Genomic DNA, 25906 nt, shown 5'->3' on the forward strand with positions numbered 1-25906 from the left:
GGAGGAAAACGAAATGGAGACAAAACAAAGTGGAATAAAAGCACCTCGTGGAACAGAACTAACGACAAAAGGCTGGGTACAAGAAGCTGCTCTTCGCATGCTTCTAAACAATTTAGATTCCGAAGTAGCAGAGCATCCTGAAAAGTTAGTCGTATACGGAGGAATCGGAAAAGCAGCCCGTAACTGGGAGGCGTTCAATCGTATTGTAGATACGTTAAAAGAATTAGAAGAAGATGAAACGCTTCTCATACAGTCCGGCAAGCCGGTTGCGGTTTTTAAAACGCACAGTGATGCGCCGCGTGTTTTATTAGCAAATTCAAATCTTGTTCCTGCTTTTGCGAATTGGGAGACGTTCCATGAGCTCGATAAAAAAGGGCTAATGATGTATGGGCAAATGACTGCAGGAAGCTGGATTTATATCGGAAGCCAAGGCATTGTTCAAGGAACGTATGAAACATTTGCTGAGTGTGCCAACCAGCATTTTAACGGAACTTTGAAAGGAACGATTACCGTAACAGCTGGATTAGGAGGAATGGGAGGTGCACAACCACTAGCCGTTACGATGGCAGGCGGCGTTGTAATTGGAATTGATGTTGATCGCACGCGTATTGAAAAACGTATCGAAACAAAGTATTGCGATACGGTAGTCGACAGTGTAGCTGATGCAATCACGTTAGCTGAAGATGCAAAAAGATTGGGCAAAGCGCTTTCCATTGGATTAGTTGGAAATGCAGCCGAGATTCTTCCTGAAATGATAAAGCGAGGATTTATCCCAGATATTGTGACAGATCAAACATCGGCACATGATCCGCTTAACGGATATTTGCCGATTGGAGTCAGCTTAGCAGAAGGAGAAAAACTGCGGAATACAAATCCAAATGAATATATAAAACAATCAAAAGCAAGTATGGCTATTCACGTTCAAGCCATGTTAGAGATGCAAAGAAAAGGCACGGTTGCTTTTGACTATGGCAATAATATTCGCCAAGTGGCGTTGGATGAAGGTGTCACGAATGCATTTGATTTCCCAGGATTTGTCCCAGCGTACATCCGTCCGCAGTTCTGTGAAGGAAAAGGACCGTTCAGGTGGGTTGCTTTGTCAGGAAACCCAGAAGATATTTATAAAACAGATGAAGTCATTTTACGTGAGTTTTCGGATAATACGCATCTTTGCAACTGGATTAAAATGGCGAGAGAAAAAATTGAGTTTCAAGGATTGCCGGCTCGTATCTGCTGGCTAGGCTACGGAGAAAGAGCGCGCTTTGGAAAAATTATTAATGACATGGTAGCAAACGGAGAGCTGTCTGCGCCTATCGTTATTGGCAGAGATCATCTAGATGCCGGTTCTGTGGCTTCGCCAAATCGTGAAACTGAAGCAATGAAAGATGGCAGTGATGCAGTAGCAGACTGGCCTATTTTAAATGCATTAGTAAATACGGCAGCAGGCGCAAGCTGGGTATCCGTTCACCACGGAGGAGGAGTAGGTATGGGGTATTCTCTGCACGCTGGAATGGTTGTAGTAGCAGACGGGACAGAAGATGCCGCCAAACGTCTAGAACGTGTTTTAACAACAGATCCTGGCATGGGTGTTGTTCGTCATGTAGACGCCGGCTATGATAAGGCCATTCAAACTGCAAAAGAAAAAGGGATACAAATTCCCGCGTTAAATGAATAAAAAGGAGGGATACGTATGACTATTACGTATATTAAATGCGCTGAACAAGTCATTACGGTTAAAGGTGGAAGTCAGCCTAGACGAGCAGAAGAAATGTCAGATCTAGGAATCATTGAAAATGGCAGCGTACTCGTTAAAAATGAAAAAATTGTATTTGTTGGGCCTGACGTCAAAGCGCAGGAATACCTTGAGCATATCCATGAACCTATTAATATAATTGATGCCGAAGGAAAAATCGTAACGCCTGGGTTGATTGATCCCCACACTCACCTTGTGTTTGGTGGCAGTCGTGAAAAAGAATTAGAAATGCGCTTAAACGGGGCAAAGTATATTGATATTTTAAAAGCGGGAGGAGGAATTTTACAAACAACCGTTAGTACACGACAAGCAACAGAAGAGGAGCTAATCAAGCAATCTACAAAACGTTTAAATAAATTTCTGCAGTACGGAGTTACAACTGTCGAAGCCAAAAGCGGGTACGGTTTAAATCTTAAAGATGAAATCAAACAATTAAAAGTAGCGAAGAAACTGAATGAACAGCATCCAGTAGATGTTGTTTCAACCTTTATGGGAGCTCATGCGGTGCCAGCTGAGTACAAAGGAAATGAAGATGAGTTTGTTCGTTTTGTTATCGAAGAAATGATACCAATTGTTGCAAAAGAAGAGCTAGCGGAGTTTTGTGATGTATTTTGTGAAGAAGGAGTGTTTACAGTTGAACAGTCAGAGCGTATTTTACAAACTGGAAAAGCATACGGACTAAAACCTAAAATCCACGCCGATGAAATTGTGTCTTTTGGCGGGGCAGAATTAGCGGCTAAAGTGGGAGCTGTGTCTGCGGATCATTTGTTAAAAGCATCGGATCAAGGAATTAAGCAAATGGCTGAAAGCGGAGTTATAGCCGTTCTATTGCCGGGTACTGCATTCTTTTTAATGGAAGAGCCGGCGCGTGCTAGAAAAATGATCGAAGCAGGAGTGCCGGTTGCTTTGTCTACAGATCGAAACCCAGGATCTTCTCCTACAGAATCGCTGCCGTTTATTATGAATTTAGCTTGTTTAACGATGAAGATGACGCCAGCAGAAGTTTTAACGGCCTGTACGATCAACGCGGCTCATGCTATTTGCAAAGGGGATCAAATCGGAAGTATTGAAGTAGGTAAAAAAGCCGATTTAGTGCTATTCGATGCGCCCAATTACCAAACGCTGCAGTATAACTATGCCGTAAATCTTGTAGACACGGTATTAAAAGCTGGAAAAGTTGTGGTTGAAGGCGGTGTTTTACATGAACTATCCGTACCCACAGCTTGATCGACCGCCTTTTTGCTGGCAGCGTCAAAGTACTTCTGACCCAAAAGTAAGTGATTGGATTCAGACAGTTGAAGATGGGTGCAACGTCGACTTTACATCGATAGATATTACGGTCTTGGGCGTGCCTCTTTCAAGGTCTTCCATTAGTGCTTCTGGAGCCAGCGAGACGCCAATGGCCATGAGGAAACTCTGGAAATCCTTTAATCCGTATCATATTGAGTATGATACAGATTTGACTTCCTTGTCAGTGTTGGATTTAGGAGACGTCAAACAGCACGTAACAGATATAGAGAAGTCTCATCAGCATATAAAAGAAGCGATGATGTCTATGCGGAAACATCATCCGCATGCGCTTCCTGTTATGCTTGGAGGAGATCATTCCATTACAGCTATGTTAGTAAAAGGATGGAAAGAGTCACATCCCGAACAGAAAATAGGGATTTTACAGTTTGATACGCACTTTGACTTACGCAGCTTAGAAGATAACGGTCCTTCTAACGGAACCCCCATACGAAATTTAATTGAAAGCAACACGATTGATGCAAGACATGTATGGAATATCGGACTTCACGGGTTTTACAACTCAAAATCGTTAAAAGAATATGCAGATAGCAAAGGCGTTCATTATGTAACGTTACTACAAGCAAAAAAAGCGGGAATAACCCATACGGTGAAAGAAGCATTAAAGCAGCTGAGTAAAGAAGTAGACATGATCTATTTAACGGTTGATATGGACGTGTTAGATATTGCTTACGCACCTGGAGTTCCAGCAGGAACGACAGGGGGAATGAGAACGGAGGAATTGTTTGAAGCGGTATACACGGCTGGGAGTCATCCGCTTGTTCAAGCAATGGATATTGTATGTCTAGATCCGTTGCGTGATGTAAGAGAAATAACTGTAAAAGCAGGCGTACACGTATTTTTGAATTTTTTAACGGGAGTTGTAAACAGAAAGTGAGGGAGTATACTTCCTTACTTTTTTTATTGTTAAATAGCTGCTTTTATAAAGATATATCCAACTGTTTAATTACAGGTGTTATTGTTGCTTCAATCATTACTGTAATGCTCAATCAAAAAGCGAAAAAAACAGCTAGATAGTATGAATAAAAGTAAGTCAGCACCAGCAAGTGGCAAACTCTGCTATGGTGCTGCCTCACTTTTATAAAGTCATGAACATTACGAAGCCGAATATGTGTTAAGAGCCTCAATCATTAAATCCCAAAAACCATCTACATCAAGGGTTAAACCAAACTTCGCATTCGCTTTCCTTCCTGTAACTCCAAGCAAATCAACTGAAGTTGTTCCAGCCGTGTATTCTCCGCGTGTTTCTACTACAATATTAACTTCTTTGAGCGTAAATAGTTCTGGAGCTACACAATAAGCAACGGTCAATACATCGTGAACAGGCGGACCATCAAAGCCAAAGGTTTCTTTATAGGTAGATTTAAAAAATGCTAATAATTCACCCACTTTTTTTGCTACGTTATTATCAATGTTCATCACTTGGTTAATAACATTATCTGTTGCAACGGCTTGATGCGTAATATCTAACCCCATTACTACGAGTGGAATGCCGCTGTCAAACACTTTTTTAGCCGCTTCTGGGTCTGCCCAAATATTAAACTCAGCCGTTGGCGTCCAGTTCCCGAAGGTTCCACCGCCCATAAGGATAATCTCTCCAATGTTTTCTTTAATTTCTGGAGCTTTTATTAAAGCTAAGGCAATGTTCGTTAAAGGACCGGTAGGCAAAAGCGTAACGGGATCTTCTGACTCTTTGACCATTCGTATAATAGTATCTACTCCGTGTTCTTCGCTCCAGCTGCGAGAGAGAGCCGGGAACTCAGGACCGTCTAATCCTGAATCTCCGTGTATACTAGGCGCGTTTTCACGTCTGCGCATCATTGGTTCGCTTGCTCCTTTTGAAACAATCACGTTATGTAACGATACCAAGTCACACACTTTCAAAGCATTCACCGTCGTTTTTTCAATTTCCGCGTTTCCTGAAACAGTTGTAATCGCTAAAATATCTAATTCCGGTCGTGCGGCAGCTAAAATAATTGCAATGGCATCATCATGACCTGGATCACAGTCCATAATAATCTTTCTTTTTTTCATTATGATCACCTCTATAGAATGGATAAATTGCTGTTAATTTTGCGTGGGTTTTATTTTCTCTAAAATAGCTTCTGTAAACTCCGATGTAGAGGCATGTCCGCCTAAATCTTTCGTTTTCACTTCATCTTGGAGCGTTTGATAAAGTGCGTGTTCTACTGTAGCAGCCACTTCTGTAAGTTTACGATCCGCATGTTTTTCAGCCAGCCATTTGAGTATAGTATTTTTTTATGTCTATAGATTAAATTCTTTTATCTTTCTTTTTGCTGCTTTTTAAAAAAAGAACTAGCTAATGCTTCGTGCTCCAGATTTTCTATCAACCAGTACCTTAATTGGCGTTATTAAATTTTAAAAAACACCCAATTAATACCTAAAATACGATTTAATTATATCATAATTCAGAAAATTAAACGGTTCTACGTTGGCACGAAAATTGCTTGTATTGTATATGAGGAATACAAAAGAAAGGAGCAATATGTAGGTGCAGATAAGGAAGCTGCTTTTAAAGAAAGAGATGTTTGTCTAAGGCTATTATTTCATAATGAAGGGGAGAAGAAGAATGAGTGAACCGCAAAAGGAAATGAGTTCATTAAATAAGGTACGGAAAAAAGAGAGAAAAATAAACGTTTTTGCTTTATTGTTAGGCTTTCTTGTGATTGCTACTATTTTAACGTATATCTTGCCAGCCGGAGAATACGCACGTGTAGAAGTAGACGGACGAACAACGGTAGATCCTCAGTCGTTTAAATGGATTGATTCTACACCCGTTGGTTTCTTTGATATGGTCAAAGCGATACATACAGGAATGGTAGAAGGAGCCGACATTATCTTTTTTGTATTAATTATCGGCGGTTTCTTTGGTGTACTAAGCGCTACGGGTACAGTAGATGTATTGATTACAACGATGGCTAAAAAGCTTGCTACTAGAGAAAAATTATTAATTCCTGTTATGATGCTATTTTTTGCGGTAGGCGGTTCTTTAATGGGGATGGCGGAAGAAACGCTAGCCTATATTCCTCTTTTAATTCCGCTGGCACTTGCTCTTGGGTTCGACGCATTAACGGGAACTGCCATTGTTTTAATTGGAGCATCAGCTGGTTTTACTACGGCAGTTATGAATCCGTTTACAGTAGGTGTTGCACAAGGAGTAGCAGAACTTCCTATGTTTTCTGGAATGGGCTTTCGCCTTATTTTATTCGTAGTTGTGTACGCTGTTTCAGTATGGTTTGTCTATCGATATGCGATGAAAGTGAAAAAAAGTCCTTCGATTGGAACATACGGAAAATACAGCATAACTAATGCGCATAAACTTTTAAACTCTGATGCGAAGTTAACTAGAAAGCATAAATGGATTATGGCAGCATTTCTTGTTAACTATGTAATTCTTGCTTTTGGTGTTATTAAGTATAAGTGGTACATTACCGAAATTGCCTCTTTATTTGTGATTTTGACAGTTGTGATTGGGATTATTGGAAGACTCTCTGTTGAAAATACAGTTAAGTCGTTTACAAACGGGGCAGCAGCACTAGTTGGAGGAGCGCTTGTTATCGGAGTTTCTCGCGCAGTTCTTGTTGTTTTAAATGAAGGTCATATTGTAGACCCTATGCTTCATCAAGTATCTGGAGCGATTCAACATATTCCGGGATATTTAAGCGTCATCGGAATCTACAACTTCCAAGCGCTGATTCATCTTATTTTAGCATCTGGAACGGGTCATGCGATGCTGACGATGCCAATCATGACCCCTCTTGCAGATTTGCTTGATATTACGCGACAAACGGCAGTATTATCTTTTTCTTTTGCAGACGGCATCGGAAACATTATTTTCCCGACGGCTGGAACATTAATGGCTGGCTTAGCGATTGCGGGAATTTCATGGACAAAGTGGGCAAAATGGGTGTTGCCGTTAGTCCTTATTCAATATGTGATTGGTCTAATAGCCGTTGTAATTGCTTATTTTATCAATTACGGGCCATTTTAAGCATTAAAATTATATAGAAAAATGTTATTCGCAAGTCGAGCTTACTAGTAGGAGGAATAGAAGTTGTTAACCTTAATCAAAAACGCAGAAGTATATGCACCACAGCACTTAGGAAAAAAAGATATATTGCTTGCAGACAGCAAAATCATCCTTATAAAAGATTGTATTGATCATGTAAATACGTCCATTCCTATTGATGTTGTAGATGCCGCTAATCACATTATAGCTCCAGGCTTCATTGACTCACATGTTCATATTATTGGCGGAGGAGGAGAAGGTGGATATAAAACACGCACTCCTGAACTAATGTTAACTGATGCAACGACTGCCGGTGTTACAACTATTGTAGGTGTACTTGGAACAGACGGTACAACAAGAAGAATGGAAAACCTTCTGGCCAAAGCAAGAGGGTTAGAAGAAGAAGGGATCAGCTGCTTCATTCACACAGGTTCCTATCAAATACCGGTAAAAACGTTAACTAATAGCATCGAAGAAGATCTTATTTTAATTGATAAAATTATCGGAGTAGGTGAAATTGCCATTTCTGACCATCGTTCCTCTGAACCGACATTTGAAGAACTGGTGAAGGTGGCTACCGCTGCTCGCAATGGAGGAATTTTATCAGGAAAAGCCGGAACGTTAGAGATTCACGTAGGAGATGGAGAAAGAAAATTATCTTTATTAAATCAAATTGCAGATAAAACAGACCTGCCAATTCGTCAATTTCATCCTACACATATTAATAGAAATGAAGAGCTGTTTAAAGAAGGAATTCAATTTGCAAAGCGAGGCGGATATGTAGATTTTACGACTAGCACGATCCCTCACTTTTTAGAAGAAGGCGAAGTTAAGTGCAGCAAAGGGTTACGCATCATGCTGGAAGAGAAAGTGGCGATTGACAGCATTACGTTTTCATCCGATGGAAACGCGAGCCTGCCGTTTTTTGATGATAACGGAGATTATAAAGGTCTTCAAGTTGGAAAAGTGTCTTCTTTATTTCAAGAAGTACGAGATGCAGTATTAGAGGAATCAGTACCGTTAGAAACAGCTCTTCAAGTCATTACGTCTAATCCTGCCAGAGTATTAAAACTGTCCAACAAAGGGCATATTCAACCCGGAAAAGATGCAGATTTAGTCCTTTTAAATAAAGAGACGCTAACAATTAAAACGGTTTTTGCTCAAGGTAAAGTAATGGTAAAAGACGGTGTCCCTGTTGTGAAAGGAACGTTTGAATAACAGGTTTTAGACATCATTTATCGAAAGTATCGCGGAAAGGATACGAGCTAATTAGAGAAGGGTATTAAAATTTGCGTGGAAAGGATCTTTCAAATGAAAAAGAAACTGGTTTCATGTCTCATCAGCTTTACATTACTTTCTTCGTTGAGTACACCCCTGCTTGCAAAAGCACAAGAAAATACTGAGGGCATTAAAGGCAGCCTTGTTATTGCAGGCGGAGGTGTAGGAACATCCAATCACGATATATATGAAAAATTTCTCTTGCTTGCTGGGGGAAAAGAAAAAGCCAAAGTAGGGATTATTCCAGCTGCTAGCACAACGCTGCAGTCTTCTGAAAAGTTTAAGGAAGACCTCGTGAAATACGGAGTAAACTCAGATTCTATTCAAATTCTTCCCGTTTCCAATCACGATTTTTCTGACACACAAAAAGATGAATCGACTTGGAAGAATCAAGTGAACGACAAGAAGTTATCCCGTACGATTAAAGGACTAACGGCAGTTTGGTTTGTTGGAGGAGACCAAACAAAAATTGTGGATTCCCTTCGTCAAAATAATGGAAACGATTCTGAAGCGTTAAAAGCTATCTGGGATATATATCGTAAGGGAGCAGTTATCGGAGGTACAAGTGCAGGAGCTGCAATTATGAGTGACGTCATGATTACAGGAGGAGACAGTCTAGGAGCTTTAAAAGAAAGTATAGGAAACAAGGAAAATAAACATGTAAACGAAAACCAACACAATAAGAAAGAGTACGAGCCTCTATCAGTTCAAAAAGGGCTGGGATTTTTCCAACACGGCATAATTGATCAGCATATGGATGAACGAGCACGACTTGGGCGACTTGCAGTAGCTACGTATAATGCTGAACGCGACAAAGAAAAAAACTTTGCATACGGTGTAGACGAAGATACTGCTATGGTCGTTAACAATAAAGATCAAAAGGTTGAAGTCGTTGGAAGAAACGGAGTAGCTGTATTAGATATGAGCAAAGCTAAGCTTATATCTAAGCAAAAAGTGCGTTCAGGCTTAGAGAACATAAAAGTCAGTTACTTATCTCCTGGAGATAAAATTAACTATCATTTAAAATCATTTGAATTTCCAAACGATAAAGTAGAAACGAAGGGGTTTGAATATTATTCCTTTAACGCACTACCTGCTACGGGTGTTTTTACACCGTATGGAAGGTTAAAGGCTTATTTATCCTATTCTCTTATTGACAATGAATCGATGAAATCTGCCAAAAGCTATGTTTATGACAGTCAAGGGTCTGGGTACGAAATTGCTTTTCAAAAGAATAGTGATACAAACGGCTATTGGAGATATACTGACGGACAAAAAGATGATTATTCCATTGTAAATGTAAGAATGGACATTACGCCTAAAACCGTCAAATTTCAACCGGATAAAAAAACTAGTTTAACGTATAAAAAACCTACTTTTTCTTCATCTGAAAGTCCTGCATACGATTCGATTAAAGGTAACCTCTTAATTGCAGGAGGAGCGCTTGGCAGCAGTAATTCAAGCGTGTATAACAAGTTTATTACTCTGGCAGGAGGAAAGCAGGCCAAAATAGGAATTGTTCCTGCAGCGAGTACTAAGTTCGACTCTTCTAATCAGTTTAAAAGTGATTTAGTTAAATACGGAGTGAAGGCAGAAAATATAGAGATTTTACCTATTTCAAACCATGACTTTAAAGGAACTTCTGAAAATGAGTCGAATTGGAAAGCAAATATGAATAGTGATAAACTAGCGCAAAAAGTTAAAGGGCTAACAGGTATTTGGTTTGTAGGAGGAGATCAAACCTTGATTACGGGCTCGTTGCGGAATGAAAATGGTTCGGACTCAAAAGTTTTACAAGCCATATGGCATACGTATAAAAACGGGGCAGTACTTGGCGGTACGAGTGCCGGAGCGGCGATTATGAGTAATACTATGCTCGCTGGCGGAGATAGCTACGGAGCTCTTTCGTACGGATTTACAGACACATACGATGATATGACTCAGCAAGAAGGCGGTCCTGCTTATTTAGAAAAAGGCCTTGGCTTTTTTCAATACGGTCTTGTAGATCAGCATTTTGACAACAAAGCAAGACTGGGACGTCTTATTGCAACAGCGTACGAAAAAGGAAATAAAAATCAGCTTGCGTACGGAATCGATGAAGATACAGCTATGGTGGTCAACAATTCAGGAAAACAAATAGAAGTTGTTGGAAGAGGCGGTATTACGTTAGTTGATTTAGCCAAAGTACAGGCAAATGACAAATTTCCGAGTGATTACAAAAATATTCTTATCTCTTGTATTACTCCAGGCGATAAAGTAAATATGACAACAAAAGAAATCGTAATAAACCCAGGTAAAACGTCTACTAGAAAAAATGAATACTACAGTGAAAAAATTGGGCCAAACACGGGTCTTTTCTCTCCGCACGGTGTATTAAGAAAATTTTTAGCTTACGATCTTATCGATAACGCTCAGAGCAAAGAAATAAAGAGCTATACGTTTAACCAAAACAAAGGTTTTGAGCTTACCTTCAGAAAAAGCCCTGAAAGCAATGGCTATTGGGCTTATACCGACGGTCAAAAAGACGATTACTCTATTGTGAAAGTAGCCTTAGATATCAAACCAATAAACGTAGACATTAAATGAGAAGGAAGTAATTCAATGCATCTAGCACTTTAGCATATCGTGCCTCCACCTATTAAAGTGGAGGCGCTTTTTTCTACTTTTTTTATTTACAAAAGGGACAAACGTCCGCTAGATGAAATGCACAGCAAAGTATAAAATGATAGGTATAGTATTCCAAGACTAATCTCTGAAGGCAAGTCAAGTTAAAGGCCTGTAGAAAGGTGTCCATACGATGAAAAAGAAATTAGTTTTAATAACAGGAAGTAAGCAAACTAGAATCATTTTACACAATCAATTAAAAGAGTTGTTAGGAGATTACATTTTTATTGAATGCTTTGCGATTGATGAAGAATTACCCGGAAAAATTGATGGAGATGTTGTCCTTTATTCATCAGAGAGTATATATCATGAAATAAAGAACAGATTAGACGTTCAGCATGCACATCAAATTGTAGGAAATAGAACGATTCACCATAAACATATAAATGAATTGCTGAAAATCCCTGCCCATACAAAAGTGTTAATTGTAAACGATGATGATAAAGAAACTCTTAAGTTAATAGAGTCTCTCTATCAAGTAGGGATTAATCATGTTCAGTTTATTCCTTTTAAAAAGCAAAAGACCTATTACGAAGGGGTTGAAATTGCTGTTTCTCCAGGTGAGGTTCACTTGTGTCCCCCATACGTAAAACATGTAATTGATATAGGCGTTAGACTTTTTGATATGGCGACCATTTTTGAACTTATAAAATCATTCGGTTTTAATCAGTCTAATCATTCAATTATTTGGGATCGCTATTTGCGAAACATCATTGTGCTGCAAAAAAAACTAATAGAAGCAGAAGGGCAAATGAAAGAACTTCACCTTCATGTAAAGAGTATTGTAAACGTAGTAGAAGATGGTATTCTTGCCGTGGATTTTAATAGAAAAATTACGTTATTCAATAAAAGGTTAGAATCATTGTTTCAACTAGCTTCTTCTGATGCTATAGATCATGAGATTCAAAGCGTAATTTCTAACAAAAGCCTTGTGGAGTTTATTATATCGTCCAACGAGAAAAGTCAGTACTTTAACATAAACGGGTACGAAATGGTTATCTATAAGTCAATGATTAAAGAGAGCAATACTACTGTAGCAACGTTTAAAAGTGTTAATCAAGCTGTTGAAATAGAAGGAAAAGCGCAGTCAGAACTTAGAAAAAACGGTTTTTCTGCTAAGTATAACTATCAAGATATTATCGGAGAACATCCAGCTTTGCTTAAAACGATTGAAATTTCCCGGAAAATGGCTGCCACTGAGTATCCTATTTTAATTCAAGGAGAAACCGGTACAGGAAAAGAGCTGTTTGCTCAGGCTATCCACAATCATTCTACACGTAAAAATGGACCATTTCTTGCGGTAAATTGCAGTGCCATGACTGATACATTGTTAGAAAGCGAGCTGTTTGGGTACGAAGAAGCCAGCTTTACAGGAGCGCAAAAAGGCGGCAAAAAAGGGCTGTTTGAGAGCGCTGATAAAGGTACAATCTTTTTAGATGAAATTGGTGATATCAGCCCGCGTTTACAAACCCAGCTTTTAAGGGTGCTTCAAGAAAAAGAAATTAGGCGGGTAGGAGGTACAAGAGTAATTCCTATCAATGTAAGAATCATAGCAGCCACTCACAACAATTTACTACATAAAATGAAAGAAGGTTTGTTTCGAGAAGATCTGTACTATCGTTTACATGTATTATCTTTAACGATTCCTCCTTTAAGATATAGAAGAACCGATATTCCTTTACTCATTCATCATTTTATTTCTAAATCGAAAACGTGGACGCACATCCATCCAGAAGCGATGAAGTTGCTTATCGAATATGAATGGTTAGGAAATATAAGAGAATTAAAAGGTGTCATTGAGTATTTGCTTACCGTCTGTGATGAAAACGAAGTGAAAGCAAAAGACGTAGAATATAGGCTTAGTAGTCAAAAAGAGGATCATTCTGTGTATGAAATTGAAAATGAATCGGTTGACTTAATCGAACTTCAAGAAAATCATGCCCTGTTAGAAACGATAAAACAGTGTAATGATACAGGAAAAGCAGCAAGCAGAAAGTGGATTACGCAGCATTTAAAAGGCTTTACTCTTACAGAACAGCAGGTGAGAAATCGTTTGGATCTACTAGAAGAAAAAGAGTATATTATAAAACGCAGAGGCAGAGCAGGAACAAAAATAACAGAAAAAGGACTGCATTATCTATATCATTTAAAAACAAAACAGCACTTAATCAATCCTTAATATAAGGAAGAAAGGGAAACTTCACTAATTAAGTTTCCCTTTTCTATAAAATAAAATATTCATTTACCGTTTACGGCTGATTTCCTCCGTAAACTTTTCCTGTAGAAGAAGTAATAACACCGCCGTTTACGTTTAAAGTATAAGCTAATCCTCCAGAACCTGTCCAAGTGGAAAGATTAAAAGTGCTGCCATTAAATAGTTTATAGATAGAAATATTATTAAACGTCAGAGGCTGACCGCTTATACAAGTAGTAGGCGCCTTATTTGTTTTAGCCAGATAAACAGCAGCATTTGTAGAGCCTGGCTGTGTTACTACTTTAGCTGAACCGTCTTTTTCTACCAGAAGCGCTGACTGTTCATTAACAGCAATCCCTTTTGCGGTTGTCCCAGTTTCTTCTCCGTCTTGGATATTACGTGCTAGAAATGTTAGAAAGCGTCCCATTCTATCTCGTTGTTCAAAATGGGTGTCTGTTTGGATGTTGTTGTTATGAGGTGTTTGAATCAAATAATCTGTAAAGGAAATAAGAGAACTATAAGGATTGTTTAGCGCTGTTTTAGAATCTAAAGTTGTAGAGCCTGCTGAGATAGAGTCGTAAATGTGATCCCCTTGAATCATAGTACCAGCACTTGTTCCCCCAAAAGGAATGCCTTGATTGATACGATTATTTAATGCTGTCAGAGCCGCAGAACCTTCTAAGAAATCTACGTAATCAGCCTGATTGCCTCCAGCAAAAAAGATGCCTTCTGCTTTGTTGATTTTATCAATTAAAGAAGAGTCTGAGCCTGCTCTTATTAAATCATCGACGACAATTGTGCTAACAGAGTTAAGAGGCTTACCTATGCTTTTTGCTAGGTCGTAGATATAAGAGTTATAGGCATCAGTACCCGTCGCTCTTATAACTAAGAAATCTCCGCCGTTTGCCTTTTGAATCATCCATTTGAACGCTTCATCTACATCGGTGCTTCCTCCCATATAGACTTGTCCGAAGCTTGTACTGGTCGCTTTGTCTGCAGTACTTCCCACCTGATAAAGCGTATAAGGTGCAGAAGCAGCAGAAGCTGAAATGGGCAGTAAAAGAGACGTCGCGAGAACAGCACAAGTGATGACTTGCTTTTTAATACTTTTCTTACGTTTAGCTTTTTTCATAAAGTTCTCCTCCTTTAATTAAGTGTTCATAGATGAACATGCAAGTTTTATACCAACTTATTAAACAGCTGAACAGCTGTGAAAGAAGAGGTCTTTTGAAAAAATACGCATAACATAGGTTCTTTATGGGTTCTTATTAAATTGCTTTATACCCAAAAATGACAAGAAGAACTCTAACTTGGATGCCTAATAGTGAAAGGGAAATAGTAAAGGATATATTTTAAAAGTCCATACTTCATTGAAAAATAATCTTTAAAAACTTAAAATTATAATAGAAAGGAAAAACAAGGATAAAAAGAAGAGCTGTCCGCAATAGCGACTTATTTATTAAACAGACCTTCATTCTATCAATATCTTCATCTCTTAAACGTTTTCCACCAGCATTTCTACGCAGAAAAAATTATACATGAGAGGATCTATCAAAATGAACAAGCAGGAAAGTAGTTATAGATGGGTGGTTTTTGGAACCGCTTTATTAGCGTATTATTTGATTGTCAGTCAACGAACAGCCCCCGGACTTATTACCGAGCAGTTAATGAAAGATTTTCACGTTTCAGCGTCTGTTATAGGATTAATGACGAGTATACAATTTTTAGCATATGCAGGTCTTCAGATTCCTGTTGGTTTACTTTCTGACCGGTACGGTCCCAATCGATTTTTGATTATAGGATCGCTTTTAACTGGAATAGGAAGTCTTATCTACAGCACATCTCCCAACGAATATGTGTTAATTTTCTCTCGTTTGCTAGTCGGTACCGGAGACTCCATGATTTTTGTCAATTTAGTGTTAATTTTAAGTCAGTGGTTCAAGGGAAATGAGTTTGTAAAGCTGTTAGGTTTAATTGGGCTGGTAGGAAGTGTAGGTTCATTATCAGCTACTGTGCCTTTATCTATGTGGATTTCACTTTCAGGCTGGAGAGTTCCTTTTCTTAGCATAGGTCTGGTTTTAATGGCGGTATCTTATTTGCTTTATGTCGTTTTAGTTATAAAACCTAAACGATTATTTGTAGATGATGCTAAAGCAAATAAAGCCTCTGTTAAGACTCAAGAAAGCGTATGGGCGATCCTAAAAAGGGTAATGACGACTCGTCAAGCATGGGCAACATTTCTTTGTCATTTTGGTGTAGTGGGTACATACATTGGTTTTATTGGTTCTTGGGGAGTTCCTTATGGCATGAATGTGTTCCATTTATCTCGCGCTGATGCAAGTCAGCTTATTATGTATGGTTTGTTTGGCGCTATGATTGGGGGACCTTTAATCAGCTGGATATCAAGCAGGTTAAACTCCATTAAAAAAATCTATTCACTCGTCCATCTTATTGTGGTGCTTAGCTGGACAGGATTATTATTAACCGGAGTGAAACCTTCATTCATGCTAGTCGTTATTTTACTTTTTATCATCGGATTTGGAAACGGCGCAAGCGCTTTGACATTTGCCGTAGTACGTCAATCTTTCTCAGTAAAAGAAGTAGGAGTTGTATCAGGTTTTGCTAATATGGGAGGTTTTCTAAGCGCCGTATTATTACCTAGTATTTTTGGAAACGTCCTTGATTTATTCCCCGAGCGCTCGCTGCAGATCGGGTATCATTATGCTTTTATGATTCCCATTTTGTTTTCAATGATGGGGTTGTTAGGTGTCTTACTAATTAAAGAAAAAGGAAAAAAGGAGCAGAGCGTGCTGAATGCTTCTTAATTCACAATGACTGTCTCATTTATAGTGCAAAAAAATTTGTATCTTTATTATAAGGTTCATTTTTATACTTTCAAGCAGCCAGAAGATAATCGCTTTTATAAGTGATTATCTTTTTAGTCTACCCCATTTTTTTAGAGTCATATAAAGCTATACTTCTAAAAAAAATAGTATAACTGAGCATTTTACTCCAAATAGATTTTACTCATATCAGTAAGACAAAAGTTTTTATAAGACAGCACGCTAGTAGAATTTACTACTTAAATAAAGAGCCACATCGCGAATTGCTTTATCAGTTTCACTTTCTATTAACTCTCTGTCCTTTGTATACGAATAAAGAGTATCACCGTGAAGAAGGTGGTCTGATAAATTTAACAAGCCCACAGCGCGCTTGTTGAATTTATGAGCAATCGCTAAAGTGGTAGCTGTCTCCATATCCACGCCGAGAAAATCTGCAAGTGACCATTCTTTTACCATATTATGCGTCTCCATAAGCATGGCACCCATACTGACCACATGTCCTTTTATATAGCTGTAGCCTTTTTGTTCACAATATCTGCAGGCGGCTTCCACTAGCTCTTTGTCAGCTTCTACAAGCGTTTGGTCTGGTAAATACCAGTGCGATACGCCGTCTTGCATTTGTGCTGCAGATACAATTAAGATATCTCCATATTGTATAGTAGAAGATAAGCCTCCAAAATATCCCGTTTGAATAAATAAGTCGGTTCCGCTGCCAGCAAACTGATGGACAATGTTTGATGCCATCGGACTGCCGTACACATTCGCAAACCCTATATTTCTGTTTTTGAACTTACCTATCACGGTGTTCCATTTAGGCATATGAACATTAGTAGATAAAATCTCTTTCCATAAGCTTATATTATCTTGGAATCCCCACTCACCATGAATAATGAATGCATTAGGCAGCTCTTTTTCTGATAGCTTTAATACGTTTAGCCAATCTTCTTTTTCAAAATCCCCATACAGTTTCATATCGTTCTCCTTATTCTTTTCATTTAGACTAGTTGGAGAAGAATTCTTCATTACTAGCTTTTATTCCTTTAATTTTTAAAACGAACAATTACAAAATAAATGACGGTTCTGATTTGGAAATGAAGTTATGTGTGCTTTTTTACTTGTTTTTGACAAATATTTATGACTAAAAAAGGAATTCACCAATAATAAAAGAAATTTTTTACTAACGGTTATTTAAATTAGATAAAGCTGTGAGAAAAGGTCCGTTCAGTTAATGAACAGATAAGAGGAGGGAATTACAGGTGTCACACCATTTTCCTGTAATTAAAACAAAAAGGCTTATCTTAAGGGAAATTGTAGCAGAAGACGCAGGCAATATTTTAAAATACCTATCCGATAAAGAAGTAATGAAACACTACGGTCTAGAGCCTTTTACAACGGTTGAGGATGCTTCAAATGAGATTGCGTGGTATAAATCGATCTTAAACGAAAAATCTGGAATAAGATGGGGTATTACTCTTAAAGAATAAGATGACATTATTGGCAGCTGTGGGTTTCTTAATAGAGTTCAAAATCATTACCGTACGCAAATTGGTTATGAACTCAGCAAAGACTACTGGGGGAACGGAATTGCTAGTGAGGCATTAGGCGCTGTCATAAAATATGGTTTTACACATTTGAACTTGCGAAGAATTGAAGCTTTAATAGACCCTGCTAATGTTCCTTCACAAAATCTAATAAAAAACCACGGTTTTGTAAAAGAGGGATTATTAAGAAGTTATGAATTTACGTGTGGAAAATTTGATGATTTGTATATATATTCTTTATTGAAGCAAGATTTTGACAGGCTTCAACCACATGAGGGGAATATCTAGACATGGTTATTAAGAATATGAATAGTACGACGACAGATAAGGGAGAAATGTATGGTCCATTTTAAATTTGACATTGTTCACTATCATCCTCAATTCGCTGAGCAAACGGTGAAAATGTGGCGGGATAGTAAAGAAAAAGCGATTGGACAAAGGGAAATGCACAGTTTTGACCGTCATGTTTATTTCTTAAATCATATATTATCAGCACACCATAAAATTGAATTAGCCTTAATAGATGAACAAATAGTAGGAATGGTCGCCTATAACGCTGACGAGATTAACCAGCTGTACGTTCATGTAGATTATCAAGGGGGAGGAATTGGACAACGATTGCTTGAAAGAGCCAAAATAAACTCAAATGGAAAATTAACGTTACGTACTTTTGAACGAAATAAAAGCGCACAGCGGTTTTATGAGAAACACGGCTTCAGTATTATAAAGAGAGGATGTGAAAATGAAGAGAAATTACCCGATATTACATATGAATGGACAAATAAATGAAAAATACGTAATTCTGATGAAGGAGAGTTTATTGTGAATAAGTTGGCACATGAAACATAACAACGCTGCCTGTATGTTCGTGGCCCGCCTTTTACTAGTTTAGGATAAATGATTAATGCTGACTGACTATTAAAAGGAGGATTTTAACATGATAACGGACAAACATTTTTTAAATGCTGTAAACAATACAAGTGTTGATTTTACTGGGTGGGATTTTTCTGCTATCACTCAGACTGGTCGTATGGATAGTGATATGCTTTCGTGGTCATATGGAAGTGAAGCTTTTCGCCTTATTCAAAACTCTAATGCTGCTTTAGATATGGGAACAGGAGGAGGAGAGTTTTTATCTTTGTTACAACCTTTTCCTCGCGTTATGTATGCTACCGAAGGATACAAACCTAACGTTCCAATCGCTAAAAAACGGTTAGAGCCACTTGGTATCACCGTTGTTGAACGAACTGAAAACGCGAATCTACCGTTTAAAGATGGTACATTTGATTTGATTTTGAACCAGCACGAATCTTTTTGTGCTTCAGAAGTAAGAAGGATTTTGTCAAAGGAAGGCACGTTTTTCACTCAGCAAGTGGGAGGGTTGGACTGTTCACGAATCAATGAATGTATAGGAGTTCCAATAAATAGAGAGTTTTCTAACTGGAATTTAAAGAAAGCAATAGAAGAGCTTAAACAAAGTGCTTTTAACATCGTCTTTTACAAAGAAGAGTTTCCTGTGCAGAGATTTTATGATATTGGGGCGCTAGTTTTTTATCTAAAAGCGATTCCTTGGCAAGTTCCTAATTTTGATATAGAAACACATATCGGCGGATTGTATAATATCCATCAAATTATACAGTCTCAAGGTTTTTTTGACGTAAAACAGCATCGTTTTATTATTAAAGCTGAGGCAAAAAAATAGAGCAATCACACACAGGAGGCAGATCTCTAACTGGAGATCCGCTTTTTGTGCATCAATGATGATTGTACATAAAAATCATGATATAGACAGAATTAGTTATGTAATGGAACGTTTATGATCTTTAATATGATTTTTTGATGTATGAGATGTTGGTAATATGCAATTTACTGCTTTTTGAGTAATAGGCATAAAGAAATTAAGCAGCACACCGCCTAAACACACAGTCAATAACGTTCCAACACCAATCGGCCCGTTTAAAAGCATTGCAGCTAGTAAGAATGTGAGGTAAATAAATGTTCTTGAAAGAAATAAATTTGTTTTAGTTAGTTTTTGTATGATTAAAGTTAAGCGGTCAATTGGAATGGGTGCAAAATTTGTATGTAAATAGGCTGAGGTGCCTACACCTATAATGATTAAGCCAATTCCAAAACAACATAATTTGCTGTACCAACTTTCGAACGTAACCCAGTTCTGTAATAAAAAAAGCCATATATCGATACCAAGGCCGGTTACAACTGCTGTTAACAGTCCCAGTATTTCTGGATTTTGTTTGCTTAAAAGAGAATTACCACAAATTAAAATACAGGCAAGCATAATCTCCCAGCTTCCAACGCTAAGACCTACGTTTAGTGACAGTCCAACTAACAGCGCATCAAAAGGTGAAGCTCCTAGGTCAGATTGTATCGTTAAAGCAATTCCAAGAGTTAATAGTAAAATTCCTCCTGCATAAATACTATACTTCACTGTCATCATCCTCTTTGTTATTTTTGTTGCAAATGCAACTATTTTAAAGTACATTAAATTTATAATATTTTTATTGTATTTGCAACAAAAATATGTACAAAGGAGACATTTATGAGTGAAATTCTGCGTGAAATTGGGATGATAGCAAGAGCATTGGATTCGATTAGTAATATAGAATTTAAAGAGTATGATCTGACTAAGGGGCAGTATTTGTATTTAGTGCGAATATGTGAAAACCCCGGAATCATTCAGGAAAAATTAGCTGAAATGATAAAAGTAGATCGCACAACAGCGGCTCGGGCTATAAAAAAGCTTGAAATGAATGGTTTTATTGAGAAGAAAGACGATCTCCACAATAAAAAAAATAAAAACCTTTTTCCCACTGAAAAAGGGAAGAACGTATATCCGTTTATAAAAAGAGAAAATGATTATTCTGATAAAGTGGCATTAGAAGGTTTTACCCAGGAAGAAGCAGATACCATTCTTAAGCTGGTTCAAAGAGTAAGAAAAAATATAGAAACAGACTGGGAGTTTGTGAAAAAAGGAAACAAGAGAAATTATTGAGGATATAAAGGAGAGGCGTATGTCAGTGATGACCCAGATAAAAAAGTGTACTCTTGAAGATGTAAATCACCTTCAAGATATTAGTTACAAAACATTTAATGAGACATTTAAAGATCAAAATTCACCTAAAAACATGAAAGCTTATTTAGAAAAAGCATTTACAGTCGAACAGTTAGAAAAAGAATTATCAAATACGTCCTCGCAATTCTTTTTTATATATGTTAATCATGAAATTGCAGGTTATTTAAAGGTTAATACGGATGATGCTCAGTCTGAAGAGATGGGGAAAGAATCGCTTGAAATTGAAAGAATTTATATAGATAACAGCTTTCAAAGACAAGGGCTTGGTAAACATTTATTTAATAAAGCAGTAGAGATAGCAACGACATTTAATAAAAAGAAAATTTGGTTAGGCGTATGGGAAAAGAACAAAAATGCGATCGATTTTTATAGGAAACAAGGGTTTGTTCAAACTGGATCTCACTCTTTTTATATGGGAGACGAAAAACAAACAGATCTCATCATGGTTAAAACACTTTTATAGTTTTAAAAAATAAGGATTATTCACTAATTTAACTGGTAGAGGATAATCCTTATTGCATACAGAGATTTTATGATTTTTTTAAAGCAGATGCTTTTAGGGTAAGCAGTAAGCAAACTAATATGGCTGCTGTGCCAGCACATAGGAGAATGAAATTAATGTCACATGCTTACCAAAATGTTGGCTTCTTTCATTCTGGGAATTACATTTTTACTCTAATTCTATTTGAAACAACACAAACTAATTAGATATATATCGAATTAGAAGGCTTAAAAAATGAACGTTTTTACGTCCACTTTAATAAATAACGGGCCACATCTCTTTCGGATTTAACTCATATTCTCCATTTTGCCTATACATAAAATGCTGCATAATTAACTCTCTGCGAATCGTTGCATAATCTTCATGATATTTTTTAATATGTTCATTTATTTCTTTTTCTTGATACGTTTTTCCGTGCTGTAAATCACGTATTAAATAGGCTAATATCACGTTCTTTTTCTTTCTTTGACTTGGAATGATTTTTAAAGTACCGTCACTATTTATAAAGTTTTTAACAATAAATAATTTGTCTTTATCCTGTAAATGGTTGTCTTGATTTTCCATTGAATCCTCTCCAATACTTAAAATAGCCTTCGAGTTATATTCAAGTCTTTCAAGGTCTAGATAAAAATAAATAATGTTCCCTTGTCTTCTTTGATAAACAATTCCTACATCTCTTAGCTTTGAAATATGATGAGTGATAGTTGAAGGCTGCAACCCCAGTTTGTAAGCAATTGCTTGCCCGTGAAGAGGTCCTTTTTTTAATAGTGAAATAATTCTAATTCTCGTAGGATCACCAACGGCTTTATGGTAATTCACCAACTTATCTAATTGCATAGCTGAATACCTTCTCTCATTAATTCGATATACATCTAATTCGATATTAATCGAATTAGATGTATATGTCAAAAAAGTGAAAATATTTAAAGTAATCATTTGTCACACTGCATATAAAAAATCGGCTCCATCTAATCTTCAAAGTATAAAAAAGAGCCTGCTTCTCCATGTAATTTAACCATTATTTTTACCTGTTCTTTTTATTAGCAAGAAAAAGTTACCATGTTTTCATCAAATAATACCGGGGAACATATTCAAAGAGATAAATGAATTATTAAAGATACATGTATGTAAATAATAAATGAAAAAGGAATGAGTAAATCATGACAGGAAATTCAAAAGTTTTAATGGTTGTTACAAATGGACATACAATGGAAAACGGAGAGCTTGCTGGTATTTGGCTTACGGAATTTTCTGAAGCATATTTAGAATTTAAAAAAGAAGGATACGAAGTAGTCGTAGCAAGTCCAAAAGGCGGAAAATCGCCTGTGGATCCTAACAGCTTAACAGATGATGTAACGGACGAAGACAAAGAAGCAGGAAAACTTTTAGAGAATACAAAATCATTAGCTGATATAAGTTCACAAGAATTTGCAGGTATGTTTGTACCTGGAGGGCACGGAACAATGTTTGACTTTCCAGACGATACGCACTTACATCGTTTGCTAACAGAGTTTGCTGAAGATGATAAACTGATTGCAGCGGTATGCCACGGGCCGGCAGCTCTTGTAGGCGGAAAGCTTAAAAACGGTGAGCCGATTGTAAAAGGAAAACGTATTACAGCGTTTACTGATTCAGAAGAGAAAGATACAACGTTAGATAAATACATGCCGTTTCTTCTTGAAACAAAGCTACGTGAGCTAGGCGCCGAGTTTATTGCAAAAGATAATTGGAGCGATCATATTGAAGTAGATGGAAAGCTTTTAACAGGACAAAATCCACAGTCTACAATCAGCCTCGCAAAAGAATTTGTGCGTGCTTTAAACGCGTAAAAGTATGTATAACCTTAATGGGGATGTCTCATGAGTGTTTGAGACATTCCCATTTCTTTAGGGTGAAATAAAATGAGAATTAATGAAAACAAAAAGGGCGGCTATCTAAATAGCTGCCCTTTTATTTATTAGAAGATTTATTTCTGAAAATGTATGTAGTAATTCCTGTCACAATGATAACAGCTACAATACAAATGATCAGACGAACAATCTGTGTCACAAAAATATTATCTGCAATGCTCATATGTTTCGTTAGAATTAACGTTCCATAAGCAGCTAAAACAGATAAAAACATATTGACGATTCGTTGAGCCATGTTGTTTTTACTCCTTTCGCTTCACTACTTTACACTTTAACATATGTGCTCACTGTAAAAAATATCGAATTACAAGTATGTCAGAAAATCAGCACTCCAGGCAAAGAATCTACTTGTAAGGAGGTAGCTGATTTTATATTAGTTATGGCGACTAAACACAGTTCAGAGAAGGAAATGAGCTTTCTTTAGTCGAATTTAACATGCTTATATTCTTTTTTTAGATAGGTGGGAAAAGCTTGTTTGATAAATTGAAAAAGCTATTTATGGATAAACAGGATCAGGAAGCAGATGACAAATACATTTTAGTCCCTGAGAGTGAAATAAACGAGACTTTAAAAAGAGAGATAGTGAAGTTGGAAGAAGTAGGAGAGGCATACTGCAAAAGTCTTCAGCACAAATATAGAAGTAAATTTGAACGTGATGGTAAGCAGAACTTAAAAATATGGGTGTGCCGAGATATTGATGGCGACCAACTGCCAAATCTAAGTTCGGAGCAGTGTTTAGAAAAAGAATATCGTTCCCAAGTGGCAATATACTTTGATGGGTTTACAGATGAAGAAGATGCATCCGTTTATTACATCCAGTTGTGGTATTACTTTGGTGGGTATTTTAAAGGGTCAGGCACTTTGTACGATTTGTCAAAAAATTATTTAGAAGCTGATATTGAAGAGAAGATAGAAGAAATACTGAAACAGCTATAACCTTTTAGCATAGAGATTATGTGTTAGTACACAGGGTGAAATAAGATGAGGGGACGGCCAGCGCTAGAAATAGAAAGTGAAAAAGTTTATAAAACGAAAAAAAATCCTAACGGAACATTTATAGCGCGAATTATTCAAGTGCCTAAGGAAGAAAATATGTTAGATTTTATGCTGGAAATCAAACACTTAAGGAAAAAGGAACTTACTTATAGAAATCTATTAGTAACAACTGAAAACTGGTATGATTCTTTTCGTCTTGCTAGAGGAGATCTGAAATGGGTATCTTTGCATACAGTAGCGGTGTGGGACCGGTTAGGACATAAATTAGTTGAGGTAGCGGCTCCAACCGGTAAGGAAAATTATCGTATTTCCGATGAACACTGTTCAGCTTACCGAGAAAAGTAATAATGACGATATAGTAAGGAGAAAACGAATGAAAAAGCATTGCTGCGATTATATGAATTATCATGCGAACTTTACGTGTGATATTCATAGTGATCCGTTTGATTGTCCAGATAATCTTATCTTATTTGATAAAACAAATAAGGAATACGGTTTAATTATCCATGATGGTGGTTCATCCATTATTGGAATTTCATTTTGTCCATGGTGTGGTAAGAAGCTTTAACTTAAGTATGAAGGGGCGATCCTCTTCATTTCTGGAATGGGGGATGGGGCTTGATTTTTCGTTATCTAGCTATGTTATCAGGATTAGGAATAGCTCTATTAAACCTTTTTGATCCTATACATCAAGGGATTACGCGCTGGTTGATGGTTATCTGCGGTTTATTCATCTTTAGTAGCCATTTAAAATTCATCTTAGATAAGAAATCGAAAACAACGGATAATCAAAAGAAGACCTACTAATAAGAATTTCTTTTGATGTTCTAATGGTGATAAACAGTATTATGTAAATGAAAAACCTATGGAATATGTAGGAGAGAAATAAAAAAGAAAATTATATGTTATAATAATCTTAAATAACCAAATAAAGGAATTTTTTATTGTTATGAATCGTAAATTTAATTCTCTATTTATCATCTATCCTATCGTTTTCTTTGTAGTGCGTACTGTTTTTTCTTTTGTGAAAAATAGCGCTGCGGAATCTGTCTATGAGACGTTAGCTATACTTGCCATGTATTACTTTGCAGTTAGTGTTTTCTATTCGATTGACTTGTATATGCAAAAGAAAAATAGTTAATAGATTAGAAAATGCTCAGAGTCATAGTAAAAACAAACGATATAAAGGAGTCTAACAGTGCGCATTAATAATTATTTTTTGTTTATTTTTCCATTCGTTTTACTATTATTAGCAAGCTGTGATCCATCTTCCACGCCTAAAGAAAAATACTATTCAAGCACCAAAAGCACAAACCTTCAATTAGAAAACGTTAAATCAGTATCAATAGGAAGTGCTAAATATGACGTAGCAAGTTTTTTGAAGAAGAAACCAAAATTTATAGAGGTTACGGAGAAACCGCCGTATACTACCTACATTTACGGAGAAAGTACAGAAAAGTATGATGTTGAATTTAAAATTGTAGATAATAAAGTCAGTAGGTATGACTTTATTAGCAGCAAGTATGGTACGGAAAAGGGCATACATACTGGTGACAGCAAAAAAGATGTCATTATGGCATATGGAGAAAATTATTACGAAAGAGAAGATACGGGAGCAACAATAATAGGGTATTTTGATAAAACTCATAAACTCAATATTGAGTTTTCTTTAGATGATAAGGATAAAGTTGGCGGCATTTTGGTTCAAAAAATAAATAATTAAGATAAGTAATAATCATTTATTTGCAAAATGAAATATATTGACTAGTAAATTTCAAATAATAGTAATAGAGGAG

The 25906-nt window shown here is 36.9% G+C and carries 23 protein-coding genes and 1 pseudogene; 18 read left to right on the top strand and 6 right to left on the bottom strand.

Annotated features, from left to right (window positions below):
- Positions 1-13: 13 nt before the first annotated feature.
- Genes hutU through hutG form a run of 3 tightly spaced genes read left to right on the top strand, consistent with a single transcriptional unit; the run spans position 14 to position 3938 of the window.
- Positions 14-1675: a urocanate hydratase gene (hutU, locus tag U9R83_RS08020; protein WP_226555755.1), complete on the top strand. Its 1662-nt coding sequence runs from the start codon at positions 14-16 to the stop codon at positions 1673-1675.
- Positions 1676-1690: 15 nt separating this feature from the next.
- Positions 1691-2980, top strand: a complete 1290-nt coding sequence (hutI, locus tag U9R83_RS08025) for an imidazolonepropionase (RefSeq protein WP_209368695.1) — start codon at positions 1691-1693, stop codon at positions 2978-2980.
- Positions 2955-3938 carry a formimidoylglutamase gene (gene hutG / locus U9R83_RS08030; RefSeq protein WP_209368697.1) on the top strand — a complete coding sequence of 328 codons (984 nt, stop codon included), beginning with the start codon at positions 2955-2957 and terminating at the stop codon, positions 3936-3938. The genes hutI and hutG overlap by 26 nt, the downstream gene beginning before the upstream one ends.
- A gap of 218 nt (positions 3939-4156) precedes the next feature.
- On the opposite strand, the gene U9R83_RS08035 is transcribed toward hutG, so the two are convergent.
- The gene (locus U9R83_RS08035) at positions 4157-5095 is read right to left on the bottom strand and encodes a nucleoside hydrolase (RefSeq protein WP_014460771.1); all 939 of its coding nucleotides are present in this window, start codon (positions 5093-5095) and stop codon (positions 4157-4159) included.
- Positions 5096-5651: 556 nt separating this feature from the next.
- Here U9R83_RS08035 and U9R83_RS08040 point away from each other — a divergent pair.
- The 4 genes from U9R83_RS08040 (at position 5652) to U9R83_RS08055 (ending at position 13212) form a co-directional block, all read left to right on the top strand.
- Positions 5652-7073, top strand: a complete 1422-nt coding sequence (locus tag U9R83_RS08040) for a YfcC family protein (protein WP_243549041.1) — start codon at positions 5652-5654, stop codon at positions 7071-7073.
- 63 nt (positions 7074-7136) lie between these two features.
- Positions 7137-8309, top strand: coding sequence for a beta-aspartyl-peptidase (gene iadA / locus U9R83_RS08045; protein WP_243549042.1), 1173 nt, complete (start codon positions 7137-7139; stop codon positions 8307-8309).
- A gap of 93 nt (positions 8310-8402) precedes the next feature.
- Positions 8403-10955, top strand: coding sequence for a cyanophycinase (locus tag U9R83_RS08050; RefSeq protein ID WP_243549043.1), 2553 nt, complete (start codon positions 8403-8405; stop codon positions 10953-10955).
- Positions 10956-11166: 211 nt separating this feature from the next.
- The gene (locus U9R83_RS08055) at positions 11167-13212 is read left to right on the top strand and encodes a sigma 54-interacting transcriptional regulator (RefSeq protein ID WP_243549044.1); all 2046 of its coding nucleotides are present in this window, start codon (positions 11167-11169) and stop codon (positions 13210-13212) included.
- A 70-nt stretch (positions 13213-13282) separates the two neighbouring features.
- On the opposite strand, the gene U9R83_RS08060 is transcribed toward U9R83_RS08055, so the two are convergent.
- Positions 13283-14359: a cyanophycinase gene (locus tag U9R83_RS08060; protein WP_140450575.1), complete on the bottom strand. Its 1077-nt coding sequence runs from the start codon at positions 14357-14359 to the stop codon at positions 13283-13285.
- A 424-nt stretch (positions 14360-14783) separates the two neighbouring features.
- On the opposite strand from U9R83_RS08060, the gene U9R83_RS08065 reads away from it, so the two are divergent.
- On the top strand, positions 14784-16052 hold the full coding sequence (locus tag U9R83_RS08065) for an MFS transporter (protein WP_243549046.1): 1269 nt from the start codon (positions 14784-14786) through the stop codon (positions 16050-16052).
- Between the two features lie 240 nt (positions 16053-16292).
- Here U9R83_RS08065 and U9R83_RS08070 read toward each other — a convergent pair whose 3' ends face one another.
- Entirely contained in the window at positions 16293-17042 is a 750-nt protein-coding gene (locus U9R83_RS08070; RefSeq protein WP_209368714.1) for a phosphorylase family protein, read from the bottom strand.
- Between the two features lie 284 nt (positions 17043-17326).
- On the opposite strand from U9R83_RS08070, the pseudogene U9R83_RS08075 reads away from it, so the two are divergent.
- The 3 genes and pseudogenes from U9R83_RS08075 to U9R83_RS08085 all read left to right on the top strand — a co-directional run bounded on the left by U9R83_RS08075 (position 17327) and on the right by U9R83_RS08085 (position 19313).
- Positions 17327-17899: pseudogene (locus U9R83_RS08075) on the top strand (GNAT family N-acetyltransferase).
- 51 nt (positions 17900-17950) lie between these two features.
- Positions 17951-18400 carry a GNAT family N-acetyltransferase gene (locus U9R83_RS08080; protein WP_328575189.1) on the top strand — a complete coding sequence of 150 codons (450 nt, stop codon included), beginning with the start codon at positions 17951-17953 and terminating at the stop codon, positions 18398-18400.
- 148 nt (positions 18401-18548) lie between these two features.
- A complete protein-coding gene (locus tag U9R83_RS08085) occupies positions 18549-19313 on the top strand; it encodes a class I SAM-dependent methyltransferase (protein WP_243549048.1) in 765 nt (254 codons plus the stop codon).
- Positions 19314-19409: 96 nt separating this feature from the next.
- On the opposite strand, the gene U9R83_RS08090 is transcribed toward U9R83_RS08085, so the two are convergent.
- The gene (locus tag U9R83_RS08090; RefSeq protein WP_014460758.1) at positions 19410-20066 is read right to left on the bottom strand and encodes a YczE/YyaS/YitT family protein; all 657 of its coding nucleotides are present in this window, start codon (positions 20064-20066) and stop codon (positions 19410-19412) included.
- A gap of 102 nt (positions 20067-20168) precedes the next feature.
- Between U9R83_RS08090 and U9R83_RS08095 the strand changes: the two genes are divergently transcribed.
- Together U9R83_RS08095 and U9R83_RS08100 are read left to right on the top strand one after the other, a co-directional pair.
- The gene (locus U9R83_RS08095; RefSeq protein WP_013056339.1) at positions 20169-20621 is read left to right on the top strand and encodes a MarR family winged helix-turn-helix transcriptional regulator; all 453 of its coding nucleotides are present in this window, start codon (positions 20169-20171) and stop codon (positions 20619-20621) included.
- A gap of 19 nt (positions 20622-20640) precedes the next feature.
- Positions 20641-21165, top strand: a complete 525-nt coding sequence (locus U9R83_RS08100; protein WP_243549050.1) for a GNAT family N-acetyltransferase — start codon at positions 20641-20643, stop codon at positions 21163-21165.
- A gap of 294 nt (positions 21166-21459) precedes the next feature.
- Here U9R83_RS08100 and U9R83_RS08105 read toward each other — a convergent pair whose 3' ends face one another.
- Positions 21460-22041: a DUF2087 domain-containing protein gene (locus U9R83_RS08105; protein WP_243549052.1), complete on the bottom strand. Its 582-nt coding sequence runs from the start codon at positions 22039-22041 to the stop codon at positions 21460-21462.
- A 323-nt stretch (positions 22042-22364) separates the two neighbouring features.
- On the opposite strand from U9R83_RS08105, the gene U9R83_RS08110 reads away from it, so the two are divergent.
- The gene (locus U9R83_RS08110; protein WP_243549053.1) at positions 22365-23033 is read left to right on the top strand and encodes a type 1 glutamine amidotransferase domain-containing protein; all 669 of its coding nucleotides are present in this window, start codon (positions 22365-22367) and stop codon (positions 23031-23033) included.
- A gap of 121 nt (positions 23034-23154) precedes the next feature.
- Here the strand turns inward: U9R83_RS08110 and U9R83_RS08115 are convergent, their stop codons facing one another.
- Positions 23155-23349: a hypothetical protein gene (locus tag U9R83_RS08115; RefSeq protein WP_013056341.1), complete on the bottom strand. Its 195-nt coding sequence runs from the start codon at positions 23347-23349 to the stop codon at positions 23155-23157.
- A gap of 236 nt (positions 23350-23585) precedes the next feature.
- Between U9R83_RS08115 and U9R83_RS08120 the strand changes: the two genes are divergently transcribed.
- The 4 genes from U9R83_RS08120 (at position 23586) to U9R83_RS08135 (ending at position 25833) form a co-directional block, all read left to right on the top strand.
- Positions 23586-24050 (top strand): hypothetical protein, encoded by a 465-nt coding sequence (locus tag U9R83_RS08120; protein WP_243549054.1) that lies wholly within the window; start codon positions 23586-23588, stop codon positions 24048-24050.
- A 45-nt stretch (positions 24051-24095) separates the two neighbouring features.
- Complete coding sequence (locus tag U9R83_RS08125) at positions 24096-24455, top strand: hypothetical protein (RefSeq protein ID WP_014460753.1); 360 nt, start codon at positions 24096-24098, stop codon at positions 24453-24455.
- A 28-nt stretch (positions 24456-24483) separates the two neighbouring features.
- Complete coding sequence (locus tag U9R83_RS08130) at positions 24484-24678, top strand: DUF6980 family protein (protein WP_016763636.1); 195 nt, start codon at positions 24484-24486, stop codon at positions 24676-24678.
- Between the two features lie 630 nt (positions 24679-25308).
- Entirely contained in the window at positions 25309-25833 is a 525-nt protein-coding gene (locus tag U9R83_RS08135) for a hypothetical protein (RefSeq protein ID WP_182421134.1), read from the top strand.
- Positions 25834-25906 lie beyond the last annotated feature (73 nt).

The sequence above is a fragment of the Priestia sp. LL-8 genome, from assembly GCF_036227845.1.
GTDB classification, from domain to species: domain Bacteria; phylum Bacillota; class Bacilli; order Bacillales; family Bacillaceae_H; genus Priestia; species Priestia zanthoxyli.

Coding starts and splice junctions, on each gene's coding strand:
- hutU (WP_226555755.1), top strand. CDS start 14: ATGGAGACAAAACAAAGTGGAATAAAAGCACCTCGTGGAACAGAACTA.
- hutI (WP_209368695.1), top strand. CDS start 1,691: ATGACTATTACGTATATTAAATGCGCTGAACAAGTCATTACGGTTAAA.
- hutG (WP_209368697.1), top strand. CDS start 2,955: ATGAACTATCCGTACCCACAGCTTGATCGACCGCCTTTTTGCTGGCAG.
- U9R83_RS08035 (WP_014460771.1), bottom strand. CDS start 5,095: ATGAAAAAAAGAAAGATTATTATGGACTGTGATCCAGGTCATGATGAT.
- U9R83_RS08040 (WP_243549041.1), top strand. CDS start 5,652: ATGAGTGAACCGCAAAAGGAAATGAGTTCATTAAATAAGGTACGGAAA.
- U9R83_RS08050 (WP_243549043.1), top strand. CDS start 8,403: ATGAAAAAGAAACTGGTTTCATGTCTCATCAGCTTTACATTACTTTCT.
- U9R83_RS08055 (WP_243549044.1), top strand. CDS start 11,167: ATGAAAAAGAAATTAGTTTTAATAACAGGAAGTAAGCAAACTAGAATC.
- U9R83_RS08060 (WP_140450575.1), bottom strand. CDS start 14,359: ATGAAAAAAGCTAAACGTAAGAAAAGTATTAAAAAGCAAGTCATCACT.
- U9R83_RS08065 (WP_243549046.1), top strand. CDS start 14,784: ATGAACAAGCAGGAAAGTAGTTATAGATGGGTGGTTTTTGGAACCGCT.
- U9R83_RS08070 (WP_209368714.1), bottom strand. CDS start 17,042: ATGAAACTGTATGGGGATTTTGAAAAAGAAGATTGGCTAAACGTATTA.
- U9R83_RS08080 (WP_328575189.1), top strand. CDS start 17,951: ATGGTCCATTTTAAATTTGACATTGTTCACTATCATCCTCAATTCGCT.
- U9R83_RS08085 (WP_243549048.1), top strand. CDS start 18,549: ATGATAACGGACAAACATTTTTTAAATGCTGTAAACAATACAAGTGTT.
- U9R83_RS08090 (WP_014460758.1), bottom strand. CDS start 20,066: ATGATGACAGTGAAGTATAGTATTTATGCAGGAGGAATTTTACTATTA.
- U9R83_RS08095 (WP_013056339.1), top strand. CDS start 20,169: ATGAGTGAAATTCTGCGTGAAATTGGGATGATAGCAAGAGCATTGGAT.
- U9R83_RS08100 (WP_243549050.1), top strand. CDS start 20,641: ATGTCAGTGATGACCCAGATAAAAAAGTGTACTCTTGAAGATGTAAAT.
- U9R83_RS08105 (WP_243549052.1), bottom strand. CDS start 22,041: ATGCAATTAGATAAGTTGGTGAATTACCATAAAGCCGTTGGTGATCCT.
- U9R83_RS08110 (WP_243549053.1), top strand. CDS start 22,365: ATGACAGGAAATTCAAAAGTTTTAATGGTTGTTACAAATGGACATACA.
- U9R83_RS08115 (WP_013056341.1), bottom strand. CDS start 23,349: ATGGCTCAACGAATCGTCAATATGTTTTTATCTGTTTTAGCTGCTTAT.
- U9R83_RS08125 (WP_014460753.1), top strand. CDS start 24,096: ATGAGGGGACGGCCAGCGCTAGAAATAGAAAGTGAAAAAGTTTATAAA.
- U9R83_RS08130 (WP_016763636.1), top strand. CDS start 24,484: ATGAAAAAGCATTGCTGCGATTATATGAATTATCATGCGAACTTTACG.